The sequence below is a fragment of the Actinoplanes sp. NBRC 103695 genome (assembly GCF_030269485.1).
Taxonomy (GTDB): Bacteria; Actinomycetota; Actinomycetes; order Mycobacteriales; family Micromonosporaceae; genus Actinoplanes.
The window spans coordinates 66,017-82,615 of record NZ_BSTL01000025.1 but is presented as its reverse complement, the minus strand read 5'-3'; the positions used below and the strand labels follow the sequence as shown (position 1 = coordinate 82,615).

At 71.5% G+C, this 16,599-nt stretch carries 19 protein-coding genes; 15 read left to right on the top strand and 4 right to left on the bottom strand.

Annotated elements, in window-relative coordinates; translation table 11 throughout:
- Positions 1–5 precede the first annotated feature (5 nt).
- The 5 genes from QSK31_RS35985 (at position 6) to QSK31_RS48940 (ending at position 4,402) form a co-directional block, all read left to right on the top strand.
- The gene (locus QSK31_RS35985) at positions 6–1,430 is read left to right on the top strand and encodes an FAD-dependent oxidoreductase (protein ID WP_285689155.1); all 1,425 of its coding nucleotides are present in this window, start codon (positions 6–8) and stop codon (positions 1,428–1,430) included.
- The gene (locus QSK31_RS35980; RefSeq protein WP_285689154.1) at positions 1,427–2,689 is read left to right on the top strand and encodes an MFS transporter; all 1,263 of its coding nucleotides are present in this window, start codon (positions 1,427–1,429) and stop codon (positions 2,687–2,689) included. The genes QSK31_RS35985 and QSK31_RS35980 overlap by 4 nt, the downstream gene beginning before the upstream one ends.
- Positions 2,690–2,966: 277 nt before the next feature.
- The gene (locus QSK31_RS35975) at positions 2,967–3,296 is read left to right on the top strand and encodes an ArsR/SmtB family transcription factor (RefSeq protein ID WP_285689153.1); all 330 of its coding nucleotides are present in this window, start codon (positions 2,967–2,969) and stop codon (positions 3,294–3,296) included.
- Positions 3,296–3,988 (top strand): cation efflux transmembrane domain-containing protein, encoded by a 693-nt coding sequence (locus QSK31_RS35970; protein WP_285689152.1) that lies wholly within the window; start codon positions 3,296–3,298, stop codon positions 3,986–3,988. Before QSK31_RS35975 ends, QSK31_RS35970 begins: the two co-directional genes overlap by 1 nt.
- A gap of 3 nt (positions 3,989–3,991) precedes the next feature.
- Positions 3,992–4,402 carry a YkvA family protein gene (locus QSK31_RS48940; RefSeq protein WP_352244531.1) on the top strand — a complete coding sequence of 137 codons (411 nt, stop codon included), beginning with the start codon at positions 3,992–3,994 and terminating at the stop codon, positions 4,400–4,402.
- Positions 4,403–4,448: 46 nt separating this feature from the next.
- Here QSK31_RS48940 and QSK31_RS35960 read toward each other — a convergent pair whose 3' ends face one another.
- Positions 4,449–4,961 (bottom strand): DUF1990 domain-containing protein, encoded by a 513-nt coding sequence (locus QSK31_RS35960; protein WP_285689151.1) that lies wholly within the window; start codon positions 4,959–4,961, stop codon positions 4,449–4,451.
- 332 nt (positions 4,962–5,293) lie between these two features.
- Between QSK31_RS35960 and QSK31_RS35955 the strand changes: the two genes are divergently transcribed.
- Entirely contained in the window at positions 5,294–5,479 is a 186-nt protein-coding gene (locus tag QSK31_RS35955; RefSeq protein ID WP_285689150.1) for a hypothetical protein, read from the top strand.
- A 40-nt stretch (positions 5,480–5,519) separates the two neighbouring features.
- Here QSK31_RS35955 and QSK31_RS35950 read toward each other — a convergent pair whose 3' ends face one another.
- Together QSK31_RS35950 and QSK31_RS35945 are read right to left on the bottom strand one after the other, a co-directional pair.
- Positions 5,520–6,164: a response regulator gene (locus QSK31_RS35950; RefSeq protein WP_285689149.1), complete on the bottom strand. Its 645-nt coding sequence runs from the start codon at positions 6,162–6,164 to the stop codon at positions 5,520–5,522.
- Positions 6,161–7,318 carry a sensor histidine kinase gene (locus tag QSK31_RS35945; protein ID WP_285689148.1) on the bottom strand — a complete coding sequence of 386 codons (1,158 nt, stop codon included), beginning with the start codon at positions 7,316–7,318 and terminating at the stop codon, positions 6,161–6,163. The genes QSK31_RS35950 and QSK31_RS35945 overlap by 4 nt, the downstream gene beginning before the upstream one ends.
- 135 nt (positions 7,319–7,453) lie before the next feature.
- Between QSK31_RS35945 and QSK31_RS35940 the strand changes: the two genes are divergently transcribed.
- The 6 genes from QSK31_RS35940 to QSK31_RS35915 all read left to right on the top strand — a co-directional run bounded on the left by QSK31_RS35940 (position 7,454) and on the right by QSK31_RS35915 (position 13,194).
- Complete coding sequence (locus tag QSK31_RS35940) at positions 7,454–7,846, top strand: hypothetical protein (protein ID WP_285689147.1); 393 nt, start codon at positions 7,454–7,456, stop codon at positions 7,844–7,846.
- 93 nt (positions 7,847–7,939) lie between these two features.
- Positions 7,940–9,106: an alpha/beta hydrolase family protein gene (locus tag QSK31_RS35935; protein ID WP_285689146.1), complete on the top strand. Its 1,167-nt coding sequence runs from the start codon at positions 7,940–7,942 to the stop codon at positions 9,104–9,106.
- 32 nt (positions 9,107–9,138) lie between these two features.
- Positions 9,139–10,308, top strand: a complete 1,170-nt coding sequence (locus tag QSK31_RS35930; protein ID WP_285689145.1) for a sensor histidine kinase — start codon at positions 9,139–9,141, stop codon at positions 10,306–10,308.
- Entirely contained in the window at positions 10,305–10,964 is a 660-nt protein-coding gene (locus QSK31_RS35925; protein WP_285689144.1) for a response regulator, read from the top strand. The genes QSK31_RS35930 and QSK31_RS35925 overlap by 4 nt, the downstream gene beginning before the upstream one ends.
- A gap of 31 nt (positions 10,965–10,995) precedes the next feature.
- Positions 10,996–11,859 carry an alpha/beta fold hydrolase gene (locus QSK31_RS35920; RefSeq protein ID WP_285689143.1) on the top strand — a complete coding sequence of 288 codons (864 nt, stop codon included), beginning with the start codon at positions 10,996–10,998 and terminating at the stop codon, positions 11,857–11,859.
- A gap of 93 nt (positions 11,860–11,952) precedes the next feature.
- Positions 11,953–13,194 carry a PP2C family protein-serine/threonine phosphatase gene (locus QSK31_RS35915; RefSeq protein WP_285689218.1) on the top strand — a complete coding sequence of 414 codons (1,242 nt, stop codon included), beginning with the start codon at positions 11,953–11,955 and terminating at the stop codon, positions 13,192–13,194.
- Between the two features lie 211 nt (positions 13,195–13,405).
- Here QSK31_RS35915 and pdxY read toward each other — a convergent pair whose 3' ends face one another.
- The gene (gene pdxY / locus QSK31_RS35910; RefSeq protein WP_285689142.1) at positions 13,406–14,257 is read right to left on the bottom strand and encodes a pyridoxal kinase PdxY; all 852 of its coding nucleotides are present in this window, start codon (positions 14,255–14,257) and stop codon (positions 13,406–13,408) included.
- Between pdxY and QSK31_RS35905 the strand changes: the two genes are divergently transcribed.
- From QSK31_RS35905 to QSK31_RS35895, 3 genes are all read left to right on the top strand, one after another.
- Entirely contained in the window at positions 14,216–14,539 is a 324-nt protein-coding gene (locus QSK31_RS35905) for a hypothetical protein (RefSeq protein ID WP_285689141.1), read from the top strand. The two genes, pdxY and QSK31_RS35905, sit on opposite strands and share 42 nt — an antisense overlap.
- Before the next feature lie 142 nt (positions 14,540–14,681).
- Positions 14,682–15,416, top strand: coding sequence for an SDR family oxidoreductase (locus QSK31_RS35900; RefSeq protein WP_285689140.1), 735 nt, complete (start codon positions 14,682–14,684; stop codon positions 15,414–15,416).
- A 5-nt stretch (positions 15,417–15,421) separates the two neighbouring features.
- The gene (locus QSK31_RS35895; RefSeq protein ID WP_285689139.1) at positions 15,422–16,366 is read left to right on the top strand and encodes an SMP-30/gluconolactonase/LRE family protein; all 945 of its coding nucleotides are present in this window, start codon (positions 15,422–15,424) and stop codon (positions 16,364–16,366) included.
- Positions 16,367–16,599 lie beyond the last annotated feature (233 nt).

Here is a 16,599-nt window from a genome sequence, read left to right as displayed (position 1 = left end):
ACCTCGTGACCCAGCAACTCGATCACCTGCCCGTCGTCGTCATCGGCGCCGGACCCGTCGGCCTGGCCGCCGCCGCGCACCTCGCCGAGCGCGGCCTGCCGTTCCTCGTCCTGGAGGCCGGCGACGGTCCCGCTGCGGCCGTCCGCGACTGGGGCCACGTGCGGATCTTCTCGCCGTGGCGGTACAACATCGACGCCGCGGCCGCCCGGCTGCTGACCGACGCCGGTTGGGTGCGTCCCGACGACGACGTGCTGCCCACCGGTGCCGCGCTCGCCGCGGACTACCTGCAGCCGCTGGCCGATCTGCCCGCCCTCAAGCCGCACCTGCGCTACGCCGCGAGGGTTGCGGCGATCACCCGCCTCGGCCTCGACCGCGTCCGCACCACCAACCGCGAGCAAACCCCTTTTCTGGTACGCCTCGACGACGGCACCGACATCCTGGCGCGGGCTGTCGTCGACGCCGCCGGCACCTGGACGATCCCCAACGTCCTCGGCGCCTCCGGCATCCCCGCCCACGGCGAGATCGCCGCTGCCGCCCACATCGACAGCGCCCTGCCCGACGTCCTCGGCCGCGACCGCGACCGGTTCGCCGGCAAGCGGATCCTGGTGGTCGGCGCCGGCTACTCCGCAGCCAACACCCTGATCTCGCTGGCGGAGCTCGCCGCCCAGGAGCCGGGCACCACCATCACGTGGGCGATCCGGGCCGCCTCACCGGCTCGCACCTACGGCGGCGAATCAGCCGACGCCCTCCCGGCCCGCGGCGCGCTGGGCAGCATCCTGCGCCAGCACGTCGAGGCCGGCACCATCACCCTGCTCACCGCGTTCAGCACCCAGCGGATCACCACCGGCGGCGACGGGGTGTTCGTGTCCGACGGCGAACGCACCATCACCGCCGACCGGATCGTGTCCGCCACCGGCTTCCGGCCCGACCACGCCATCACCGCCGAGCTGCGCCTCGACCTCGACCCGATCATGGGATCCACCCGCACCCTGGCCCCGCTGATCGACCCGAACGAGCACTCCTGCGGCACCGTCCCCCCGCACGGCGCCGACGAACTCAGCCACCCCGAACCCGGCTACTACGCCATCGGCGCCAAGTCCTACGGCCGCGCACCGACCTTCCTCATGGCCACCGGCTACGAGCAGGCCCGCTCCGTGGTCGCCGCCCTGGCCGGCGACTGGGAAGCCGCCCGCGACGTCCAGCTCGACCTGCCCGAGACCGGCGTCTGCAACAGCAATACGCCCGTCGACAGCGACCGCGTCGACAGCACCGAAGGCAGCTGCTGCGGAACCCCCGCCGCCGTGGCCACCCCGGAGCCGGCCGGCCGCGGCCTGGCCACCGGCATCTCCGGCGGCCTGCTCGCCTCCCCGCTCGCCCTCATCGACGTGTCCACCAAGACCGACGACGAGGCCGGCGGCTGCTGCCCGTGACCTCCGCCCACACGGTGGCCGCCGGACCCGGCGGCCACCCGGGCGCTCCCACCGGGCGGGCACGTTCCATCGTCGCCGCGCTCGCCGTCACCCAGACCGTCGGTTACGGCACCCTCTACTACGCCTTCGCGGTCTTCCTCACCCCGCTCGCCGCCGACCTGCACACCTCCACCACCGCGATCACCGGCACCTTCACCGCCTCCGTGCTGGCCTCCGCAGTGGCGGCCGTACCGGTCGGGCGGTGGCTCGACCGGCACGGCGGCCGGGCCCTGATGACCGGCGGATCGCTGCTCGGAGCGATGCTGCTCGTCGCCTGGTCCCAGGTGGACGGCCTGTGGCAGCTCTACGCCGTGCAGATCGGCCTCGGCGTCGCCGGCGCCGCCAGCCTCTACGAAGCCGCGTTCGCCGTGATCATCGCCTGGCACACCCCGGCCCGGCGCTCGGCCGCGCTGCTCGCCCTGACCGTGGTCGCCGGGTTCGCCAGCACCGTCTTCCTGCCACTGACCGGCTGGCTGGTCGACCGGCACGGCTGGCGCACCGCCCTGCTCGTCCTGGCCGTCATCCAAGCCGTGCTGACCATCCCGCTGCACGCAGCCGTGATCAGGACCGCGCCCCGGCACCCCGCAAACCACGCCGCGGCCCCGCCGATCCAGCTGCGGAAGGTCCTGGCCGACCGCGGGTTCTGGCTGCTCACCGTCGCCTTCACCGCCCACACCGCGGCCATCGCGGTGGTCACCGTGCACCTGGTCACCGCCCTGATCGGCTGGGGCCACCGGGCAACCTTCGCCGCCACCGCGGCCGGGCTGTTCGGTGTCCTGTCGGTGACCGGGCGCCTGGTCACCACCGGCCTGCACCGCCGCTACCGCCTCAGCCGGGTGGTCGCCGGCATCTTCGTCGTGCAAGGACTCGCCGCCGCGGCCTTGCCCGTGGCCGGTCGAAACCCGGCAGCGGCGATCATCGCCGTCATCGGCATCGGGCTCGGCTTCGGCGTCGGCTCCATCGCCAAACCGATCCTGCTCGCCGACCGCTACGACATCCGCCGCTACGCCACCATCGCCAGCCTGCTCGTCGTACCCATGACCATCGCGAAAGCCACCGCACCCCTGGCCGCCGCGGCCCTGCACACCACCACCGGCACCTACACCGGCGTCTTCACCGCCACGGCTATCACCTGCCTGCTCGCCGCCGCGGCGCTGCTCACCCTGCCCGCCAACAGTCACGCAGCCGGACGGGCGCCGGACGAGGAAGCGGCCGGGTGATCGCCGCCCGCGAGCCACACGACGCCCCTCCCACGTCGGCCCAGGTGGTAACGGCCGGCGATCACCCTCGCCGCGTCTTCGGGCACCAACGGAATCTGATGGGTACGGTGCACGGCGGCCAAGTCCTCAACCTGATCGGCTCCGCCGCGGGCGTCGCGCCGATCTCCGCGGCGCTGGGACTTTCGGTGATCACCGCACCCTGAGGGCCGGCCTCCGCGAGTCCGTCGGTGTATCGAAACGGCACCGTTAGTACACGGGATTATGTACTATCGCGGTCATGGAGACGGTGACGCACGGGCAGGTACTCGCCCGCTTCGGCCATGCCCTGTCCGACCCGACGCGGTCCCGGCTCCTGCTGGCTCTGCGCGAGTCGCCCGGCTACCCCGCCGAGCTCGCCGACCTGCTGGGTGTCAGCCGGCAGAACCTCTCCAACCACCTCGCCTGCCTCCGCGGCTGCGGCCTAGTCGTCGCAGTGCCCGAGGGGCGGCGTACCCGCTACGAACTCGCCGACCCGCGGCTGCGGCACGCCCTCGGTGACCTGCTCGGGCTCGTCCTGGCGGTCGACCCGGCCGCGTGCGCCGACGCCGACGCCGAGGATTGCTGCTGATGAGCCTGCCGCTGCTCCCATCGCCGGCGGCCGGGCCGACCGCTGCCCGCCGCGCGGCCCTCGCCCGGCGGATCCGGCTGCTGGTCGCCGCGACCATCACCTACAACGTCGTCGAGGCCGTCGTCGCGATCACCGCCGGGCGCGCCGCCTCCTCGACCGCGTTGATCGGCTTCGGCCTCGACTCGATCATCGAGGTGGCTTCCGCCGCCGCGGTCGCCTGGCAGTTCGCCGGACGCGACCCCGAGGCTCGGGAGAGGACCGCGCTGCGAATCATCGCGGTCTCCTTCTTCGCCCTTGCCGCGTACGTCGGATTCGACTCGATCCGGGCACTGCTGGGTCAGGGCGAGGCCGGGCACTCGAGCGTCGGCGTCGTGCTCGCCGTCGTCTCGCTGGTCGTCATGCCCGGCCTGTCCCACGCCCAGCGCCGCGCAGGGCGCGAGCTCGGCTCCCGCACCGCCGTCGCGGACTCCAAGCAGACGTTGCTGTGCACCTACCTGTCCGCGGTCCTGCTGGCCGGGCTGCTGCTGAACAGCCACTTCGGCTGGAGCTGGGCCGATCCCGTCGCGGCGCTGGTGATCGCGGCGGTCGCGGTCAAGGAGGGCCGCGACGCCTGGCGCGGCGACGCCTGCTGCGCCCCGGCATCCGCCACCTCAGCAGCCTGCGAGGACGGCTGCTGCAGCGGTTCGGCGTAACGGATGCGCGACTGGCTCATCGGTCTGGCAGTGGCGGTCGGCTGCGTCGCCGCGAGCTGGCTGCTCCTGCTCGTCCTCGCCCGGCGGCTGCCGCCCGGCATCCTGCGCGACCTCGCCGCGTTCATTCCCGACTGCCTGACCACCGTGCGCAGGCTCCGCAAGGACCCCCGGGTTCCCCGCCGCGCGAAGATCGCCATCGTCGTCGCCGGGCTGTGGGTGGCCAGCCCGATCGACCTGATCCCGGAGTTCATCCCGGTGATCGGCCCCCTCGACGACATCGTCGTGGTCGCGCTCGCTCTGCGCTACGCCGGCCGGCAGGTCCCCCGCGACGTCCTGCTGGCCGCCTGGCCGGGCGAGCCCAGGCTCCTCCAACGCCTGCTGGGGCCCAGCCGCCCGGGAGAGTCTCCACCGTGAAGGTCATGATCGGTCGCGGCGGCAGATGGTGTCCGTGGCCGGGAACTCATGCGCCGGCGAGATGCCGCATCGCGCGCAGGTACCGGTCTGTCACATACTCTTGAACCTTGCGGGTGAACGGGCCGCCCGCCCGCGCGACCAGCGACGCTGGGCGGCTGAACGCCCGAATCCGGAAGCGCACCTCACCGTTCTCGGTCAGCGCGACGGTGAACGCCTCCTCGCCACGCTCCGGATGGCCGGGCAAGGTTCCGTAGGCGAACCCGCGGCGAGCGGGCTCATCGACGGTGTAGACGACACGGCACGGGATGGTCAGCCGCAACGGGCCCCAGCCGGCTCCCAGGACCACGACGACGCCGGGAGCCGCCGGCCCGTGCGCGCTGACGACGGTGAGTCCGGCCCGGCGATGCATCCGCCAATCGAACAGGGCCGCCGCCGCGCGCTCGAAGACGTCCGGCCCGTTTCCCAGGCCGGCTTCGCGGACAACGTGGCCGTAGCCCGCGGGAAGGGGGCCGGCACGCGTGGCACCGACTTCCGCATAGGTCAGAGCGACAGGCCGCACCCTGTCACGGTAACCACCGGCCGGGGGTGAGTCAGGCAGAGTGATCGCTGTGGAACGAGACGGCCTCGGCGGCCTGCAACCCGTCTCGTCGACGTATTGCGGCGTTTCACCACGTCCGAGGAATGTCACTACGCGGTGCGGAATGGGTTCGGGGCGCTCGCTGTACCGACTGGCGGCGCGGCCACCATCGTCATGCCGAAGCGCACCATGCTGCTGCTGCGCGGGCCGGTCGCCGACGCCTCGACCGTGTCGATGACCGCGGCCCGCACCTGGAGACAGCGGCCCGGTGAGCAAGAGGGGAACAGGCCGCCGTTCGAGCAGAGCCCCAGCCTGTGGTGGCCGGCCGCGCCTGGTGCGTCGCCACCGACATCGACCACCTCAGCACCTACATCGGCTGCGGCCAGGACTGCGTCCGAGCGATCATGGGCGAACCCTCGCCCGAGACCTGGGCGGTCGAGTACGCCGACCGCATCGACGTCGCCAGCGACACGGTGAATCAATGGCCAGCGACACGATGAAACAGCGACGCGGTGAATCAGTCGCCAGCGACACGGTGAATCAGGAGTCGCCCAGGTCGTGACGGAAGGCGTAGGCGACGGCCTGTGCGCGGTCGCGGGCGCCGATCTTCGCGTACAGGTGATTGACGTGGCTCTTGACCGTCGCCTCGCTGACCGTCAGGCGAGAGGCGATCTCGGGGTTGGACAGGCCGCCGGCCATCAGGGACAGCACCTCGGCCTCCCGCGGAGTGAGGCCGTCGGGGAACCCCGGACGCGAAGGCGGCTCGCCCGCGGCGATGGCGTCGATCAGGTGGCGCTGCACGGCCGGGTCGATGACGGCGTGGTCGTCCAGGACCTGCCGCAGCGCCTCGTGGATCTGCTCGCCGCCGGCGTCCTTGGTCAGGTAGCCGCGGGCGCCGGCCCGGAACGCCTCCAGCACCGATCGGTCGTCCGAGTACGTGGTCAGCACCACCACCTTGACCTCGGGCGCCTCGGTGCGCAGGCGCCGGGTGGCCTCCACCCCGTCGCACCGCGGCATGCGCAGGTCCATGAGAACCACATCCGGCCGTACGGCTCGGGCCAGCGTGACCGCCTCGGCGCCGTCCGCTGCCACGCCGACCACCTCGACGCCCTTCGTCAGGGAAAGCACCATGCTCAGCCCCTCGCGGACAACCCGCTGGTCGTCGGCGATGAGCACCCGGATCATGCCGGCACCGCCAGCTCGACCCGGAACCCGTGCCCGGTCGCGCCGGCACTGAGGGTGCCGCCGAGCAGCTCGGCCCGTTCGCGCATGCCGGTCAGCCCGTAACCGTCCGTCTCCTCGGGGATCGCGGGCGCCCGGTCGGCGAAGTCCTCCACGATCAGGCGGGTGGCCGTCACTTCGTACGCAAGGAGCAGCGTGACGCGCGTCGGTGACGCGTGCTTGGTCACGTTGGTCAGCGCCTCCTGCGCCACCCGGTAGAGGGCCAGCCGTGCCTCCGACCCCAGCGGGTGCGGCTCTCCGGACACCGTGAAGTCGCACGGCACAGCCTGGTCGCCGGCGAACCGCTCGGCGAGTTCGGCCAGCCTGTCGGGGCCGGGCAGGTCGTCGTCGCGCAGCATGCCGATCGCCCGCCGAGCCTCCTCCAGACCGGTCCGGGCGAGGTGGTGGGCGCGGTCCACGGCGGCCGGCAGGCGTGGGTCGGACGGGTCCTCGGCGACCAGCATGCGAGCGCCCTCCAGCTGCAGCGACAGCCCGGACAGTGAGTGGGCGAGCACGTCATGCATCTCCCGGGCCAGCCGCTGCCGTTCGGCCAGCCCGGCCGCCTCGGCGAGTCTCGCCTGGCCGGCCTCCAGCTCGGCGAGCAGCCGCCTGGTCTCACGCTGCGCCTCGGCCAGCCGGAACGCCAGGTAGAGCGAGCCGAACAGGACGGCGAACCCGGCGATCACGGCCAGGAAGCCGAAGTCCTGCCCGGTGATGGAAGCGACCATTTCGAGCACGACGAACGCCGCGATCAACACCGGGACGGCCACGCGGACGGGTAGTAGCCCGGTCGCGGCGCACAGGACGGCGACCAGCACCGCCACCGAGCCCGGACCGCTCGGCTGCACCGCCACCAGCGTCACCGAGCCGACCAGCATCGCCCCGACGAAGATCTCGTGCGCCGGCCGGATCGGCGTGGTGGCGGTCGCGTTGCGGCCGAACACCCCGACCACGAACGTGGCGGTGGCCAGCACGACGATCAGCGGCTTGCCCGTCAACCCGAACCCTGGCTCGGCGGTGACCGCGGCCCACACGAACCACGCCAGCATCAGCGGTGTCAGCAGTTGCATCCAGCGCACGACCCGGAGACGTGTCGTCGCGGGCTCCTCGGTCTGCACCCCTAGAACCTAGAGCGATCTCGTGGCGGCGGCATCGGTCCACGGTTGTAGACGCGTCTGCACCCCCGGGTGGAGACGGAACTTCGATCCGCACGCCGATGATTCGCCCCGGATCCGGCACGCAGGCTGGGCGGCATGAAGAACGATCACCTGCACACCGTCGTCAAGCTGCTGTCCGCCTTTCTGGTGATCAGCGTGGCCACCGTCGTCGCCACGGTGGTGATGCGCCACAACCCCGCGCTCGTCACCACGGCCGTCTGGATCCGCACGCCACTGGTCGCGGCCAGCGCCGCGGTGCTCCTGCTGTTCGCCCGCCGCGCGGCTGCCGGCCACCGCGACTCGTTCCGCCGGCTTCGCGTCATCTCGATGGTGGTGCTGGTCGCGATCGTGGCCGTCGTCGCCTGGCCGGGTGCGTTCCCGGTCTGGCTGCGCGTCGAGCAGGCCGTGTGCGGCCTGTTCATTCTCAGCGTCGTGGTCCGCACGAACCTTCGCGTAGTCCGCTCGTCCATAGGCCTCCGTCGGAGGTAGCAAGCCGGACTTCCCGCCTCCGCCGGATGTGCCCGGCCCTGCCCGAGCGGCACGCTCTGGGGTGTCAAAACGACACCGACCAGGGAGAACGTCATGAAGTTGAAGAAGGTCGCCGTGCTGGCCGCCGCCGTACTCGCCGTGGGGCCGGCGCCGCTGGCCCGCGCACAGGCGGCGGAGAAGCCGGGTGGCGACTGGGCCGGGATCGTCCGCGAGTCCGTGACGATCACGATGGACGGTGGGTGGTCCGCGAAGGGCGAGCTCACCTATCCGAAGGGTGCGAGGGGCCGGCTGCCGGTGGTGGTGCTGCTGCACGGCAGCGGTCACAACGACATGGATCAGACGCTCGCCCCGGGCGTGGCCACGTTCAGATCGGTCGCCCGGTCGGTGAGCGGGAGCGGCTTCGCCGTCCTGCGTTTCAACAAGCGCGGCGTGGTCGGCGTCGGCCCTGTGCTGAGCGACAACCCCAAGTTCCTCGACCCCGACAAACCCTACGAGCAGACGGTACGAGACGCGGCCGCCGCCGTCCGGTTCGCCGGGAGGTCGAAACGTGTCGACCCGGCGAGGGTCTTCCTGCTCGGCCACAGCGAGGGCACCCAGGTCGTCGGCAACCTGGTCGCGGACCCGCGCTTGTACGGCATCGCGAAGCCGGCCGGTGTCGTCGCGATGGGTGTGGTCCACGGCACCCCTCGCGAGGTGATCTACTACCAGGCCGTGGGTCGCACGCTGGGTCAGCTGCACGAGGAGTTCGACGGCGACGGCGACGGCCTGCTCAGCGCGACCGAGGTGTCCGGCGGCCTGATCGGTCTTCCGGAGGACGTGGCGGGGCAGTTCCGTGCCATGCTGACCGATCCCGCGACCGACGCGGACGGCGACGGCCGACTGGCCATCGACACCGAGGTCGAGCCGGTCGTCCGCGCGGCCATCGGCTTCGATCAGTTCCCGAACCTGCCGGGTCTGCCGGAGAGCTTCGCCAAGTACATCACCGATTTCGGCCGATTCAAGACCCCGGCCCAGGAGCTTCCGCGGTACGACGGCCCGGTGCTGCTCGTGAACGGCCAGACCGACACCCAGACCCCGGTCCGTGGCGCGATCGTCGCCGACGCCGCGCTTGCCACGGCCGGCAACCGGGACCACACACTGATCACCTACCCCGGCGTCAGCCACTTGATGAACGTCACGCCGGAGTACCAGCCGGTGCGCGGCAACCCGGATCCGGCGGTGCTGCGTGACATCACCGCCTGGCTGGCCGGGCACCGCTGACCGGCGAAGGAAGCTGACGAGGAGCGACGGCGATGCGGACGAAGCTGATCCAGGACGGCGCGCTGGCCGTGGCCGCCGTTCCGTTCACCGCGATGCTGCTCTGGCTGACCGACCGGGACGGCGCGCCCGGCACGGTCGTGCTGGTGCTGATGGCGGCACAGACGCTGCTGGTCTGCCTGCGCCGGGTCAGCCCGGTGTGGTGCGTGACGCTGATGCTGGTGGCCCAGACCGCGATCTCCGCCGCCGCCCCGCACGGCACCGGCCTGCGCGGCGTCGGGCTCGCCATCGCGGTCTACACCTGCGGCTCGCTCCTGACCGCGCGTACCGCCATCACCCTCGCGGTGATCGTCGCCGTCGTGGAGATCGGCGGGTACGCCGTGCTCAGCCTCGCCCCGCTCCGGAACCCGGCGCTCGAACTGGTCCAGATCGCGCTGCACCTCGCGCTGTCGCTGCTGCTCTACGTCGGCGCGGCCCTGCTCGGCGCGCATCTGACCATGCGGCGCCGCTACGCCGAGGTGGTCGTGGCGCGTGCCGTCGCGGACGAGGAGGCGCACCGGGCCCGGACCGCGGCGGTGCTGACCGCGGAGCGCGCCCGGACCGCCCGCGAGTTGCATGACGTCGCCGCGCACCACCTCACCTCGCTGATCGTGCGGGCCACGCTCGTCGAACGGCTGCTGGACCGCGACCCCGAGGCGGCCCGGAGCCACGCGGCCGCGGTCCGCGAGGAGGGCAGGAACACGCTGCACAACCTGCGGCTGATCGTCGGCGCGCTGCGGGACGGCGACGGCGCCGACCCGCACCTGCCGGACGGCAGCGGTCTTGCGATGATCGACCGGCTGGTGTCCGGCGGCGAGGCCGTGCTCACCGTCGACGGCTCGCCCGGCGTCCAGGACCCGGCCGTGGAGCTGGCGCTCTACCGGGTGGCGCAGGAGGCGCTGACCAACGCTCGCGACCACGCGCCCGGCGGCCCGGTGACGATCGCGCTCGCCTATCGAGAGTCGGAGACCACGATGGAGATCCACAACGGGCCGGCGGCCGGCCCGCCCGTCCACGGCGACCGCGTGGGCGAGGGCCGTGGCTTCGGTCTGATCGGCATGCGGGAGCGCGCCTCGCTGATCGGCGCCGAGCTGGACGCCGGACCGGCCGGCGACGGCGGCTGGCGCGTCCGGCTCACCGTCCCGCACGCCGGGGACGACGCATGATCACCGTGCTGCTCGCGGACGACCAGCCGATGTTGCGTGCCGGCTTCCGTTCGCTGATCGAGCTGGCCGGCGACATCACGGTGGTCGGCGAGGCCACCGACGGTCCCGAGGCCGTCCGGATGGCCCGCCTGCTCCGGCCCGACGTGGTCTGCATGGACGTCCGCATGCCAGGCGGCGACGGCCTGACCGCGACCCGCGACATCGTCGGCACCCTCGACCCGCCGCCCGCGGTGCTGGTGCTGACCACCTACGAGCTGGACGAGTACGTGTTCGGCGCGCTCGAGGCCGGCGCGAGCGGCTTCCTTCTCAAGGACACTGACGTGGACACCCTGCTCGCCGCGATCCGCCGGCTCGCCGCGGGCCAGGGAATGGTCGATCACGCGGTCACCCGGCGCGTGATCGTCGAGTTCGCCCGGCGCCGCCGGGCCGCCACGCCGCAGGCAACCGGACCGGACGTGCTGACCGCGCGCGAGGCGGAGATCGTCCGGCTGCTGGCCCACGGCCTGTCCAACGCGGAGATCGCGGCCGAGCTGATGGTCGAGGTCAGCACCGTGAAGAGCCACCTGAGCCGCGCGATGACCAAGGCGGGCACGCGCGACCGCGTGCAGACGGTCGTCTGGGCCTACCGTTCCGGCCTCCTGCCTCTGGAGAGGTGAAACCTTCGGCCGGACGGGGAACTGATCGCCCATGTTCGACGACTTCACCGATACGCGGATCGACGTGGGAGACGTGGCCCTCCGGGTGCGATATGCCGGGGAGGGGCCGCCGGTGCTGCTCATCCACGGGCATCCGCGCACCGGATCGACGTGGCATCGGGTCGCCCCGCAGCTGCTGGATCACGGGTTTACCGTCGTCTGTCCCGACATGCGCGGCTACGGCCGGTCCGGTAAGGCGTCGATCCTCGCTGACCACTCCCAGCAGTCGAAACGTGTGGTGGCGGCCGACCTGGTCCGGCTGATGAACGTGCTCGGTCACGAGAGGTTCGCCGCCGTCGGGCACGACCGCGGCTGCTACGTGGCTCTGCGCATGGCACTGGACCATCCGGACACGGTCAGCCGGCTGGTCGTCATCGACGGCGTACCCATCAGTGAAGCCCTTGCCCGGTGCGACGCGAAGTTCGCGCACGACTGGTACCACTGGTTCTTCTTCGCCCAGCCGGACAAGCCGGAGCGGGCCATCACGGCCGACCCCGACGCCTGGTACGGCGGCAAGGCCAAGGCCGACACCATGGGTACGGAGAACTACGACGAGTTCCGGCAGGCCATCCACGATCCGGCCACGGTCCGGGCGATGCTGGAGGACTATCGCGCGGGGCTTGGCGTCGACCGGGAGCACGAGGAGGCCGACAGGCGGGCCGGCCGGACCGTACGCTGCCCGACGCTGTATCTGTGGTCGAGCCTCGACGACATGGAAGACCTGTACGGCGACCCGCTCGCCATCTGGGGCCCGTGGGCCGACGACCTGCGCGGCCATCCGATCGAGTCCGGGCACCACGTCGCCGAGGAGAACCCGGACGACCTGACGGCGGCGCTGCGTTCCTTCCTCCGGTGAAGCGGGTTGTGATGTTTACCCAGTGATGCGTCAGAGCGGCTCAGGCAAGGCATCCTCGACTGGGCGGACTCGAGGGGGACCGGTGTGAACACCATGGAAGCGCTGCGGCAACTGCTGCGCCAATCGCACCACGCCCGGCCCGAGGACCTGCCGGAGATGGCTATGCGTGCCGCCCGGTCCCTGGACGCCACCGCCGTGATCCTCTACCTGGTGGACCACCAGCAGCGCGTGCTGCTGCCACTGCTCGGCGGCTCGGCCCCGCACCGCGCGGCGACCGCCGTCGACGGCACCCTCGCCGGCCGGGCGTACTCGCTGGTCAGACCTTGTGCCGGCGACGGGGACGGCGACGGGGCGCGGTTGTGGCTGCCTCTGCTGAACGGCAGCGAACGGATGGGCGTACTCGAAATCGTCTCGCCCGAACCGCTGGACGAGCAGGCGGTCGACGAGTGCGTCCTGGTCTCGAGCCTGCTCGCTGAGCTGGTGATCACGCGCAGCTTCTACAGCGACACGATCGAACGGGTCCGCCGCCGGGAACCCATGCGGCTGGCCGCGGAGATGCTGCGCGCGCAACTGCCGCCGCTGTCGTTCTCCACCGGGCACCTGGCGATCAGCGGCGTCCTGGAGCCCTGCTACGACGTCGGCGGTGACGCCTTCGACTACGCCGTCAACGGCGACACCGCGCATCTGGCGCTGTTCGACGCCGCCGGGCACGGTTCCGCCGGCGGGATGCGCGCGGTCATGCTCGCCTCACTCGCCCTCGCCTCGTACCGCAACGCCCGCCGTGCCGGCCTCACCCTCATCGACAGCTACCACCACATCGACGACGCCGTCCGCGCGCACGATCGGTTCGGCATGATCACCGCGGTCCTGGCCGAGATCAACCAGCGCACCGGCGTACTCCAGGTGATCTCCGCCGGGCATCCCAGCGGGATCGTCATCCGCCAGGGCCGGGTGGCGAAGGTCCTGCCCACCCCGACCGCCCTGCCGGTCACCCTCGGTGACAAGCGACCGCCGGTGATGGTAGAGGAAGCTCTCGAACCCGGCGACCGGATCCTGCTCTACACCGACGGCATCACCGAGGCCCGCTCGGCGGAGGGCGAGTTCTTCGGCATCGAGCGGCTGACCGACTTCGCCGTCAAGTCCGCCGCCGACCAGTTGCCCGCACCGGAGTCCGCCCGCCGGCTGGTGCACGCGATCCTGAAGTACCAGGACGACCGGTTGCAGGACGACGCCACCATCCTGCTCGCCGACTGGCACAGCCCGGCCCCGCCGCACTCCGACACCGAGCTGATCATCGCCCCCGCCGACAACCTGCTCCACCCTGAGGCGACCTGAGCTGGACCGCTCGCCCATCGCGGGCGTACGCCGCCACGAGCCTGTCGACGCCCACCGGGGAGGACGGCAGCGCCGAGCTCGCCGGCACGCTGGGTGCTGTCGACGAGGCTTCGAGCTCGCCGAGCTGAGGGTCGCGCCCGGCCGAGCTGCGCGCCCGGATGGAGTCCTGAGCGGCCCGTGGAGTCCTGAGCGGCCCCTGGAGTCCGGCCGCTCAGCGCACCTTCTCGGCGCGGAACTGCATGCGCGGCGCGGCGTAGAACTCCTGGGCCTGGATCAGCTGGAGTTCGCGCTCGCCGGACCGGAAGGTGGTCTCCAGCAGATCGAAGACGCTGGAGGCGGTGCGCTCCAGCGACAGCGCCGCATCCCCGGTCTCGACGTAGTGGGCGGTGAACAGGGCCGCCGTGACGTCACCCGACCCGTTCGCCTTGAACGGCAGGTACGGCGTGTTCACCAGCCAGGCGCCGGTGTCGTCCACGACCAGCATCTCGATCACGCCGTCCGCCCGATCGGGCCGCTCCACGCTCGTGACCAGCACGGTCGAGGGGCCCATGGCGCGGGCGAGGTCGGCCGAGGCGAGGGTCGACTCGATGCTCGCCGGCTCGGTGCCGGTCAGGAACCCCAGCTCGAACTGGTTCGGGGTGATGATGTCGGCCACCGGTACGACCCGGTCGCGCAGCAGCTCAGGGATCTCCGGTGCGACGAAGCACCCGGACTTGGCGTTGCCCATGACCGGGTCGCACGCGTAGACCGCCGAGGGGTTCGCGGCCTTCACCCGGCGGACGGCGTCGACGATGACGTCGCCGATGCCGACCCCACCCTGATATCCGGACAAAACGGCGTCGACCTGCGGGAACACGCCGCGCTCCTCCACGCCGAGCAGGATCTCCGCGACGTCCGGCGGCGGGATGAGCGGCCCCCGCCAGGCGCCGTAGCCCGTGTGGTTGGAGAAGTTCACGGTCGGGACCGGTACGACCTCGACACCGATGCGCTGCAGCGGGAACACGGCCGCGGAGTTCCCGACATGACCGTGCGCGACCGCCGACTGGATGGACAGAACCTTCATCACCCCAGCCTAGAGACCCTTCGCAGGCTCGTCGCGATTGATATTTCGATGTTGATTGGTATTTCGATGTGCTGGGTACATGAGGTTCAGCGGGAGATGCCCGCCTACGAAACGGAGCACACAGTCATGCTGATTCTGGGACTAATCCTCTTGCTGCTGGGCATCTTCCTGAAGGTGTCCATCCTCTACACGATCGGCATCATTCTCCTGGTCATCGGAGCTGTGCTCTGGATCCTCGGTGCCGTCGGCCGCCCCGTCGGTGGCAGAAAAGTATGGTTCTGACCCATAGCTCGGCACTGCTGAAAAGGGCGTCCGCTTCGAGCGGGCGCCCTTTCGCATATCCCGGAGCAGGCACCGGCGCTACTAGGTCGTGTTTCAAAACTCGCGCCTGGCCGGGTTTTGAAGCACGACCTAGGCTGAGCCGATGCGGATCGCGGTGATCACCGGTGGTGGTAGCGGCATCGGAGCGGCGGTGGCACATGAGCTCGCCGGTGCCGGCTGGCGGGTGGTCATCGCCGGGCGGCGCCGCGAGGCGCTCGAGGCAGTCGCCGCGCAGAACCCCGGGGTGGAGGCCGTGCCGGCCGACGTGACCGACGAGGCGAGCGTGCGCCACCTCTTCGACCACACGGTCGAGCGGCACGGCCGGGTCGACCTGCTCTTCAACAACGCGGGCATGGCCGCGCCGGCGGTCCCGATCGACGAGCACCCGCTCGACGCCTGGCAGCAGGTCGTCGCCGTGAACCTGACCGGCGTCTTCCTCTGCACGCGGGAGGCCTTCCGGGTGATGCGGCACCAGCAGCCGCGCGGCGGGCGGATCATCAACAACGGCTCGATCGCGGCGCACACGCCACGGCCGCAGTCGATCGCGTACACGGCGACGAAACACGCGGTCACCGGGCTGACCAAGCAGACCGCGCTGGACGGCCGGGAGTGGAACATCGCCTGCGGGCAGATCGACATCGGCAACGCGGCCACCGCGATAGGTGGCGGGGCGGCCGGCGGGGCGCTGCAGCCGTACGGCGAGGTGCGCCCCGAAGCGGTGATGGACGTGACCGAGGCCGGGCGCGCGGTGCGGTACATGGCCGGGCTGCCACTGGACGCGAACGTCCTCACGATGACCGTGATGGCGACGACGATGCCGTTCGTGGGGCGGGGGTGACGGCCATGGAGCACGGCCGCGCGTGGGAGACCGACCGGACGATCGTCCGTTTCCCGGACCCGGCGATCGAGATCGTCGACGAGCGGTTCGGGCCGCTGGTCGTGGGCCACGAGGTGGTCGAGCGGCTGTGGACCGGCGGCCGCTGGCTGGAGGGCCCGGTGTGGTTCGGCGACGGGCGCTACCTGCTCTTCTCCGACATCCCCAACGACCGGATGTTGCGCTGGACCGAGTCGACCGGGCAGGTGGACGAGTTCCGCCGGCCGTCGGGCAACAGCAACGGCAACACCCGCGATCGGCAGGGCAGGCTGGTCACCTGCGAGCACCTGGGGCGGCGCGTCACGCGTACGGAAAATGATGGTTTTGTCTCGGTTTTGATGGACTCCTATCAGGGCAGGCGGCTGAACGCGCCCAACGATGTGACCACCCACTCCGACGGCTCGGTGTGGTTCACCGATCCGGGCTGGGGCATCGCCTCCCACTACGAGGGCGACAAGGCCGAGGAGGAGATCCCGCGGCACGTCTACCGGATCGACCCGGTCACCGGCGTCGGCGAACCCGTGATCACGGGCATGGAACGGCCCAACGGCATCTGTTTCTCGCCGGACGAGTCGCTGCTCTACGTGGTCGACGTCGGCCACATCAAGGTCTTCGAGATGCGCGCCGGCCGGCCGGTCGACGGGCGGGTCTTCGTCGAGATGAGTCCCGGTGGACCGGACGGCATCCGGGTGGACACCGGCGGCAACGTGTGGGCGTCGGCGGGCGACGGCGGTCCGGGCTTCGACGGGGTGCACTGCTACAGCCCGGGCGGCACCCTGATCGGCCGGATCCACCTGCCGGAGACCTGCGCGAACCTCTGCTTCGGCGGCGTCAAGAAGAACCGCCTCTTCATCACGGCGAGCCGCTCGCTGTACAGCGTCTACGTCGAGGCGTTGGGTGCCCAGCGGCCCTGAGGTTACGGTCCGGGAGGTTACGGTCCGGCCCCCCGGATGACCGGCGACAACTGCCCGTCGAGCGGCTTGCCGCCAGGGCCGCGTGCCGTAGACGGCTTCGCCGTTGGTGGCGAGCCAGGCGCCGATGCCGCGCGGGCGGTTCAGCTGCTCCGGGACGAGCACGCCCTCGCCGCCGCTATGCCTCACTGCCGGCAGCCGAGACGCTCGTCGATCTGACCCACCACGCGACGCGC

Excerpts from the sequence above, each read along its gene's own strand:
- QSK31_RS35920 (WP_285689143.1), top strand. The coding sequence starts at position 10,996 with ATGTTCGACGACTTCACCGATACGCGGATCGACGTGGGAGACGTGGCC.
- QSK31_RS35970 (WP_285689152.1), top strand. The coding sequence starts at position 3,296 with ATGAGCCTGCCGCTGCTCCCATCGCCGGCGGCCGGGCCGACCGCTGCC.
- QSK31_RS35915 (WP_285689218.1), top strand. The coding sequence starts at position 11,953 with ATGGAAGCGCTGCGGCAACTGCTGCGCCAATCGCACCACGCCCGGCCC.
- QSK31_RS35930 (WP_285689145.1), top strand. The coding sequence starts at position 9,139 with ATGCGGACGAAGCTGATCCAGGACGGCGCGCTGGCCGTGGCCGCCGTT.
- QSK31_RS35925 (WP_285689144.1), top strand. The coding sequence starts at position 10,305 with ATGATCACCGTGCTGCTCGCGGACGACCAGCCGATGTTGCGTGCCGGC.
- QSK31_RS48940 (WP_352244531.1), top strand. The coding sequence starts at position 3,992 with ATGCGCGACTGGCTCATCGGTCTGGCAGTGGCGGTCGGCTGCGTCGCC.
- QSK31_RS35895 (WP_285689139.1), top strand. The coding sequence starts at position 15,422 with ATGGAGCACGGCCGCGCGTGGGAGACCGACCGGACGATCGTCCGTTTC.
- QSK31_RS35900 (WP_285689140.1), top strand. The coding sequence starts at position 14,682 with ATGCGGATCGCGGTGATCACCGGTGGTGGTAGCGGCATCGGAGCGGCG.
- QSK31_RS35950 (WP_285689149.1), bottom strand. The coding sequence starts at position 6,164 with ATGATCCGGGTGCTCATCGCCGACGACCAGCGGGTTGTCCGCGAGGGG.
- QSK31_RS35940 (WP_285689147.1), top strand. The coding sequence starts at position 7,454 with ATGAAGAACGATCACCTGCACACCGTCGTCAAGCTGCTGTCCGCCTTT.
- pdxY (WP_285689142.1), bottom strand. The coding sequence starts at position 14,257 with ATGAAGGTTCTGTCCATCCAGTCGGCGGTCGCGCACGGTCATGTCGGG.
- QSK31_RS35905 (WP_285689141.1), top strand. The coding sequence starts at position 14,216 with ATGACCGTGCGCGACCGCCGACTGGATGGACAGAACCTTCATCACCCC.
- QSK31_RS35975 (WP_285689153.1), top strand. The coding sequence starts at position 2,967 with ATGGAGACGGTGACGCACGGGCAGGTACTCGCCCGCTTCGGCCATGCC.
- QSK31_RS35935 (WP_285689146.1), top strand. The coding sequence starts at position 7,940 with ATGAAGTTGAAGAAGGTCGCCGTGCTGGCCGCCGCCGTACTCGCCGTG.